Genomic DNA, 8,411 nt, shown 5'->3' with positions numbered 1-8,411 from the left:
CCAGCGGACAAAGAAATGGTTATGCCAGGCGATAACGTGTCGATCACCGTCAAGCTGATCAACCCGATCGCAATGGAAGAAGGTCTGCGCTTCGCGATCCGCGAAGGTGGCCGTACTGTTGGCGCCGGCGTTGTAGCAAAGATCATCGCCTAATAGCGATATCGCTGAAATCATTAAATTGCCACCGGGCGCGCGTCCGGTGGTAAAATAATCGATTCCACTGAAGTTTTACGTAGGGACGTAGCTCAATTGGCAGAGCGTCGGTCTCCAAAACCGAAGGTTGGGGGTTCGATGCCCTCCGTCCCTGCCACCGTTCTGGTGCAGGGCACCGAAAGTAAAAAAAGTATGTCTAATCAATCCGTGCAAACCGTCAGCACGTCGAACGACAAGATTAAAGTCGCACTGGCAGTAGTTGCCGCGATTGCAGGCGTAGTCGGGTTCTTTTACCTGAAAGGCCAGAATAAACCAGCTTTGATGTGCGCAGGCGCACTCGTGGCTGGTTTGGTTTTTGCCGTCCTGCTTTTGTGGACCTCCGCTACGGGCCGCGATTTCTTGAACTTCGCCAAAGAATCCGTGCGCGAGACCAAGAAGGTCGTTTGGCCGTCGCATAAAGAAGCCCGTCAGATCACCCTGATCGTGTTCGGCTTCGTGCTGATCATGGCGTTGTTCCTCTGGGGCACGGATCAGATTCTCCAAAAAGTGTTGTACGACTGGATCCTGGGCTGGAAATAAGATGAGCGAAAATGTGAAAGACGATGCAGCCGGTGACGACGTCCCGGCTCAAGACGCTTCCGCAGCGCTGAGCGTGCCAGTCAGCAATAAGCGTTGGTATGTCGTGCACGCCTATTCCGGTATGGAAAAGAGCGTCATGCGTGCACTGACCGAGCGCGTCGAACGCGCCGGCATGCAAGACCAGTTCGGCCGCATCCTGGTGCCGGTCGAAGAAGTTGTAGAAGTCAAGAATGGCCAGAAGTCGGTCACCGAACGTCGTTTCTTCCCTGGCTATGTGCTGGTCGAGATGGAAATGACTGACGAAACCTGGCACCTGGTGAAAAACACCAGCAAGGTCACCGGTTTCATTGGCGGTAAATCGAACAAGCCGACCCCGATTCCTGCGCGCGAGATCGACAAGATCATGCAGCAAATGCAGGAAGGTGTCGAAAAGCCACGTCCAAAAGTGCTGTACGAAGTGGGCGAGCAAGTGCGTATCAAGGATGGTCCGTTCACCGATTTCAACGGCAATGTCGAAGAAGTCAATTACGAGAAATCCAAAGTGCGTGTTTCGGTCACCATTTTTGGCCGCGCAACGCCAGTCGAACTCGAGTTCGGCCAGGTAGAGAAAGTTTAAGTACAGCAGGAGCAGAGCCAACATCGTCCTCGCGAAAGCGGGGACCCATGCTGAGCTTGCATGCTATAGGCCGCGAGGCGTCGCACCGCCGCCTTCACGAGGGCGATGAATCAGAAGTCAACGCGTAATTAAGGCGTCGCAAGTAAGTAAGCGGAACTTAATAAGAGGAGCCCTGCCATGCTTGTACCGGCGGGGCGCTACTACTCATCCAAGATAGGAGCCATCATGGCAAAGAAAATCATTGGTTTTATCAAGCTGCAAGTGCCAGCTGGTAAAGCAAACCCATCCCCACCGATTGGCCCAGCACTGGGTCAGCGCGGTTTGAACATCATGGAATTCTGCAAGGCCTTCAACGCTCAGACTCAAGGTCAAGAGCCAGGCATGCCAATTCCTGTCGTGATCACCGCTTTCGCGGACAAGTCCTTCACCTTCGTGATGAAGACGCCTCCTGCGACCTACCTGATCAAGAAATTCGCCGGCATCACCAAAGGTTCGCCAACGCCACATACCACCAAGGTAGGCAAGCTGACCCGCGCGCAAGCTGAAGAAATCGCAAAAATCAAACAGCCGGATCTGACCGCTGCCGACATGGATGCCGCAGTGCGCATCATCGCCGGTTCCGCTCGTTCGATCGGCATCACGGTAGAGGGTGTGTAATGGCTAAGATCTCCAAACGCGTAAAAGCAATGAAGGCCAAAGTTGACCGTAACAAGTCCTACGCCTTCGACAATGCAGTTGCTCTGATCAAAGAGTTCGCAACCGCCAAGTTCAACGAATCGATCGACGTGTCGGTTCAGCTGGGCGTGGATCCGAAGAAATCGGACCAGGTTGTTCGTGGTTCCGTCGTGCTGCCAGCTGGCACCGGCAAGACCGTTCGCGTTGCTGTGTTCGCAACGGGCGACAAGGCTGAGCAGGCTAAAGCTGCTGGCGCCGACATCGTTGGTATGGAAGACCTGGCTGAGATGGTTAAAGCCGGCAACATGCCTTTCGACATCGTGATCGCTTCGCCAGACACCATGCGTATCGTTGGTACCCTGGGTCAGATCCTGGGCCCACGCGGCCTGATGCCTAACCCGAAAGTCGGCACGGTTACCCCTGACGTCGCTACCGCTGTGAAAAACGCGAAAGCTGGTCAAGTTCAGTACCGTACCGACAAGGCAGGTATCATCCACGCAACGATCGGCCGCAAGTCGTTCGCTGATGCGGATCTGAAAGCCAACCTGGTTGCGCTGATCGAAGCGCTGAACAAGGCCAAGCCAGCATCGTCGAAAGGTGTTTACCTGCGTAAGGTTGCCATTTCGTCGACCATGGGCGCCGGTGTTCGCGTCGACCAGGGTTCCCTGGCTGCTTAAGAATTAAGTCCTCGACGAAAGTCGGGGCGAATCTTTGGGATGTCCGGTTGCAAGACCGGGCAGACAATCAAAGACCGTTGGGCTGAAGGCAGCAGGCAGGCCGGAGGTTAATACATCACCCAACGCAGATGGTGCACCCGAACAAGTTTTGTTAGTCCCGCTGCGTGAATTCATCCGCCCAGTTGTACTTCTAAACTTCGGACGCCGTTGTTCGAACCGATGCAAGGCATTTGCCGCGCATCATTTTAGGAGGTTGACCGTGGGTCTCAATCTGAATGACAAAAAGGCCGTCGTCGCCGAAGTTTCCGCAAAAGTAGCAACTGCGCAAACCATCGTCGTGGCCGAATATCGTGGCATCCAGGTTGGTCACTTGACGCAACTTCGTGCCAAAGCGCGTGCTCAGGGTGTGTACCTGCGTGTTCTGAAGAACACGCTGGCGCGCAAATCCGTAGAGGGTACGCAGTTTGCCGGCCTCGCCGATTCCATGTCCGGTCCGTTGATCTACTCGATCTCGGATGATGCCGTTGCAGCAGCTAAAGTCATCGCTGACTTCGCTAAAACCAACGACAAACTGGTCATCACGGCAGGTAACTACGCAGGCAAGCAGCTGGATAAAGCAGCTGTTGTCGCGTTGGCAAGCATCCCGTCCCGCGAAGTCCTCATCGCCCAGATCATGGGTCTGATGCTGACGCCGGTATCGAGCTTTGCACGTGGTCTGGCTGCTCTGGCAGCCAAAAAGAGCGAAGGCGCTGCTCCTGCAGAAGCACCAGCAGAAGAAGCCCCAGCAGCTGCTTAATAGCGCTGCCGCTTTTTTAGTCAAAACCAATCTATACAAAAATCTTAGGAGTTTCAAATGGCAATTAGCAAAGACGACATCCTGGCAGCAGTTGGCGAAATGTCCGTAATGGACCTGAACGACCTGGTCAAGGCATTCGAAGAGAAGTTCGGCGTATCGGCAGCTGCAGTAGCAGTTGCTGGCGGCGCTGCTGCAGGTCCTGCAGCTGCTGCTGAAGAGCAGACCGAATTCAACCTGATCCTGGCTGATTTCGGCGCAAACAAAGTTGGCGTCATCAAAGCAGTTCGCGAAATCACCGGTCTGGGCCTGAAAGAAGCCAAAGATCTGGTCGATGGCGCACCGAAGACCCTGAAAGAAGCAATTTCGAAAGCAGACGCAGAAGCCGGCAAGAAAAAGCTGGAAGAAGCTGGCGCGAAAGCCGAAATCAAGTAATTCCGTTGTTGGCGCAAAGTTTCGCGCCGGAGTCAAAGCTTGCGGTCCACTCCCGAAAGGGAGTGGATGCGGCTTTGGCTCTTTTGTCGTCCCTGTAACATAAGTAACGCTTAAGTTCTAAGCGGTAGTATTAGCAGTTCTTCTTATCATCTGGCTGGAAGTTCGAGACTTGAGGGCTTGCGTGTGGTTGGTCGCACTGGCAATTCCTGAATTCTCATCCTTTCTGTCACTCACGGAGTGTCCATGCACTACTCATTTACTGAGAAGAAACGCATTCGCAAATCATTCGCGAAGCGCGCCAACGTTCACAACGTTCCCTTCCTTCTGGCTACCCAGCTCGAATCATACGAGAACTTCTTGCAGGCCGATACCGGTCCTTCGACCCGCAAGAATGACGGCCTGCAGTCGGCTTTCACCTCGATTTTCCCTATCGTGTCGCACAATGGTTTTGCGCGCCTCGAGTTCCTGTCGTATGTCCTGGGTGACCCGGCTTTCGATGTCAAGGAATGCCAACAACGTGGTCTGACGTTCGCGTCGCCACTCCGTGCCAAGGTGCGCCTGGTGATTCTGGATAAGGAATCGCCAACCAAGCCTGTGGTAAAAGAAATGAAGGAACAGGAAGTCTACATGGGCGAATTGCCGCTCATGACGACCACTGGCTCGTTCGTCATCAACGGTACCGAGCGCGTGATCGTCTCGCAGCTGCACCGTTCGCCTGGCGTCTTCTTTGAGCATGATCGCGGCAAGACCCACTCCTCGGGCAAGCTGCTGTTCTCGGCCCGTATCATTCCTTACCGTGGCTCGTGGCTGGACTTCGAGTTCGACCCGAAAGACATCCTGTTCTTCCGCGTCGACCGTCGCCGCAAGATGCCTGTGACGATCCTGCTGAAAGCCATCGGCATGTCGCACGAGCAGATCCTCGCGAACTTCTTCGTGTTCGACAATTTCAACCTGCGCTCCGAAGGCGCGGAAATGGAATTTGTCGCCGAGCGCCTGCGTGGCGAAGTTGCGCGTTTCGACATCGTCGACAAGTCCGGCAAAACGCTGGTCCTGAAAGACAAGCGTATCAACGCCAAACATGTACGCGATATCGAAGCAGCTGGCATCAAGCACATTTCCGTGCCTGAAGACTACCTGCTGGGCCGCGTGCTGGCCAAGAACATCGTTGACGCGGAGACCGGCGAAGTTGTCGCGTCCGCCAATGATGAACTGACCGAAGACGTGCTGGGCCGCCTGCGCGAAGCCAACATCACCGAAATCCAGACGCTCTACACGAACGACCTGGATCAGGGTGGCTACATCTCGCAAACCCTGCGTATCGACGATACCGCCGACCAGATGGCTGCCAAAGTGGCCATCTACCGCATGATGCGTCCAGGCGAGCCGCCAACCGAAGACTCGGTCGAAGCCCTGTTCAACGGCCTGTTCTACAGCCCTGAGCGCTACGACCTGTCGGCTGTCGGCCGCATGAAGTTCAACCGCCGCATTGGCCGCGATGAACTGACCGGCATGATGACGCTGTCGAACGAAGACGTCCTGGCTGTGATCAAGATCTTGGTGGAACTGCGCAATGGCCGCGGCGAAGTCGACGATATCGATCACCTGGGTAACCGTCGCGTCCGTTGCGTGGGCGAACTGGCTGAGAACCAGTTCCGCGCCGGCCTGGTGCGCGTTGAGCGCGCTGTCAAGGAACGCCTCGGCCAGGCCGAAGCGGACAACCTGATGCCGCACGACCTGATCAACAGCAAGCCGATCTCGGCCGCGATCCGTGAATTCTTCGGTTCGTCGCAGCTGTCGCAGTTCATGGACCAGACCAACCCGCTGTCGGAAATCACCCACAAGCGCCGTGTTTCCGCTCTGGGCCCTGGTGGTCTGACGCGTGAACGCGCCGGCTTCGAGGTACGTGACGTGCACCCGACCCACTACGGCCGTGTGTGCCCGATCGAAACGCCTGAGGGACCAAACATTGGTCTGATCAACTCGCTGGCTCTGTTTGCCCGCCTGAACGAATACGGCTTCCTCGAGACCCCGTACCGCAAGGTGGAAAACAGCGTGGTGACCGACAAGATCGATTACCTGTCCGCCATCGAAGAAGGCCGCTACATCATCGCCCAGGCGAATGCGACCATCTCCGAAAAAGGTACGCTCTCCGACGAGCTGGTTTCGGCCCGTGAAGCTGGCGAAACGATCCTGGTATCCCCAGAGCGCATCCAGTACATGGACGTGGCGCCTGGCCAGATCGTCTCGGTGGCAGCCTCGCTGATTCCGTTCCTCGAACACGATGATGCGAACCGCGCATTGATGGGTGCCAACATGCAGCGCCAGGCCGTACCTTGCCTGCGCCCAGAGAAAGCCTTCGTCGGTACCGGTATCGAACGCACCGTGGCCGTTGACTCGGGTACCACCGTGCAAGCACTGCGCGGCGGTGTGGTCGATTACATCGATGCAGGCCGTGTGGTGATTCGCGTCAACGACGACGAAGCGCAAGCAGGCGAAGTCGGTGTGGACATCTACAACCTGATCAAGTACACCCGTTCGAACCAGAACACCAACATCAACCAGCGTCCTATCGTGCAGGTTGGTGACCGCGTCGCCAAGCGCGACGTGATCGCCGACGGCGCATCGACCGACCTGGGCGAACTGGCTCTGGGTCAGAACATGCTCGTGGCCTTCATGCCATGGAATGGTCTGAACTTCGAAGATTCGATCCTGATCTCGGAAAACGTTGTAAAAGACGACCGCTACACCTCGATTCACATCGAAGAGCTGTCCGTCGTTGCACGCGATACCAAGCTGGGCGCGGAAGAAATCACCCGCGACATCTCGAACCTGGCTGAGAACCAGCTGGCTCGTCTGGATGAGTCCGGTATCGTCTACATCGGCGCAGAAGTGCAGGCCGGCGACACCCTGGTTGGTAAAGTCACGCCAAAAGGCGAGACCCAGCTGACCCCGGAAGAAAAGCTGCTGCGCGCCATCTTCGGCGAAAAAGCGTCGGATGTGAAAGACACCTCGCTGCGCGTGCCTTCGGGCATGGTCGGCACCGTGATCGACGTGCAAGTGTTCACCCGTGAAGGCATCGTCCGCGACAAGCGCGCCCAGCAGATCATCGATGATGAACTCAAGCGCTTCCGCCTCGACCTGAACGACCAGATGCGTATTGTGGAAGGCGATGCCTTCCAGCGTCTGGAAAAAATGCTGATCGGTAAAGTTGTCAACGGCGGTCCGAAAAAGCTGGCCAAGGGCGCCAAGATCACCAAGGATTACCTGGACGATCTGGACAAATACCACTGGTTCGACATCCGTCCTGCCGACGACGATGCTGCTACCGCTCTGGAAGCGATCAAGGAATCGATCGCCGAGAAGCGTCACCAGTTCGACCTGGCCTTCGAAGAGAAGCGCAAGAAGTTGACCCAGGGCGACGAGCTGCAGCCTGGCGTGCAGAAGATGGTCAAGGTCTACCTGGCCGTCAAGCGCCGCCTGCAGTCGGGCGACAAGATGGCAGGCCGTCACGGTAACAAGGGTGTGGTTTCCCGTATCGTGCCAGTTGAAGACATGCCATACATGGCCGACGGTACGCCAGCTGACATCGTGCTGAACCCGCTGGGTGTGCCTTCCCGTATGAACGTGGGGCAGATTCTCGAGACCCACCTCGGCTGGGCAGCCAAGGGCCTGGGCCTGCGCATCGGCGAAATGCTGAAAGCGCAAGCCAAGGTTGCTGAACTGCGCAAGTTCCTGGCGCAGATCTACAACGAGACCGGCAAGTCGGAAGACCTGGACAGCTTCAGCGATGACGAGATCATGACGCTGGCGGACAACCTGAAAAAAGGTGTGCCGTTCGCTACGCCAGTGTTTGACGGTGCGCACGAGTCCGAGATCAAGCGCATGCTCGATCTGGCTTACCCGGAACCGATTGCCAAGCAACTGGGCATGACGCCGTCGAAGAACCAGGTGACCATGTATGACGGTCGCACCGGTGAATCGTTCGAGCGCAAGGTCACGGTTGGCTACATGCACGTACTGAAACTGCATCACCTGGTGGACGACAAGATGCACGCGCGTTCGACCGGTCCATACTCGCTCGTCACGCAGCAGCCACTGGGCGGTAAAGCCCAGTTCGGTGGTCAGCGCTTCGGTGAGATGGAGGTGTGGGCACTGGAAGCGTACGGCGCATCGTACGTGCTGCAAGAGATGTTGACTGTCAAGTCGGATGACGTGAACGGCCGTACCAAAGTGTACGAAAACCTGGTCAAAGGCGACCATGTGATCGACGCCGGTATGCCTGAGTCGTTCAACGTGCTGGTGAAAGAGATTCGTTCCCTGGGTATCGATATCGACCTGGAACGTAATTAAGTAGCCGGTAACGGCACCGCTGCCGACATCGTTCCCGCGCAGGCGGGAACCCATAGCACATCAGATCTGCCGTGCCATGGGTCCCCGCCTCCGCGAGGACGATGTCAGGGGTGCTGTTAGAGTTAGACGTAAT

The 8,411-nt window shown here is 56.5% G+C and carries 7 protein-coding genes, 1 tRNA gene and 1 pseudogene; all 9 read left to right on the top strand.

Annotated elements, in window-relative coordinates:
- Positions 1-153: pseudogene (locus BUC24_RS25500) on the top strand (elongation factor Tu); the annotation flags it as partial.
- A gap of 81 nt (positions 154-234) precedes the next feature.
- A tRNA-Trp gene (locus BUC24_RS25495) sits at positions 235-310 on the top strand.
- 35 nt (positions 311-345) lie between these two features.
- Positions 346-732, top strand: coding sequence for a preprotein translocase subunit SecE (gene secE / locus BUC24_RS25490; RefSeq protein WP_073223429.1), 387 nt, complete (start codon positions 346-348; stop codon positions 730-732).
- Position 733: 1 nt separating this feature from the next.
- Positions 734-1,348 carry a transcription termination/antitermination protein NusG gene (gene nusG, locus BUC24_RS25485; protein ID WP_073223397.1) on the top strand — a complete coding sequence of 205 codons (615 nt, stop codon included), beginning with the start codon at positions 734-736 and terminating at the stop codon, positions 1,346-1,348.
- Positions 1,349-1,573: 225 nt separating this feature from the next.
- On the top strand, positions 1,574-2,005 hold the full coding sequence (gene rplK, locus BUC24_RS25480) for a 50S ribosomal protein L11 (protein ID WP_073223395.1): 432 nt from the start codon (positions 1,574-1,576) through the stop codon (positions 2,003-2,005).
- Positions 2,005-2,700: a 50S ribosomal protein L1 gene (rplA, locus tag BUC24_RS25475; RefSeq protein ID WP_073223393.1), complete on the top strand. Its 696-nt coding sequence runs from the start codon at positions 2,005-2,007 to the stop codon at positions 2,698-2,700. The genes rplK and rplA overlap by 1 nt, the downstream gene beginning before the upstream one ends.
- A 259-nt stretch (positions 2,701-2,959) precedes the next feature.
- Positions 2,960-3,496, top strand: coding sequence for a 50S ribosomal protein L10 (rplJ, locus tag BUC24_RS25470; RefSeq protein ID WP_073223427.1), 537 nt, complete (start codon positions 2,960-2,962; stop codon positions 3,494-3,496).
- A 57-nt stretch (positions 3,497-3,553) separates the two neighbouring features.
- A complete protein-coding gene (rplL, locus tag BUC24_RS25465; RefSeq protein WP_073223391.1) occupies positions 3,554-3,928 on the top strand; it encodes a 50S ribosomal protein L7/L12 in 375 nt (124 codons plus the stop codon).
- 243 nt (positions 3,929-4,171) lie between these two features.
- Complete coding sequence (gene rpoB / locus BUC24_RS25460) at positions 4,172-8,278, top strand: DNA-directed RNA polymerase subunit beta (protein WP_073223389.1); 4,107 nt, start codon at positions 4,172-4,174, stop codon at positions 8,276-8,278.
- Positions 8,279-8,411: the final 133 nt, after the last annotated feature.

It is taken from the genome of Massilia sp. CF038, assembly GCF_900129765.1.
Lineage (GTDB): Bacteria > Pseudomonadota > Gammaproteobacteria > Burkholderiales > Burkholderiaceae_D > Telluria_A.
The sequence above is the reverse complement of the archived record's forward strand: the minus strand, read 5'-3'. Positions and strand labels throughout refer to the sequence as shown.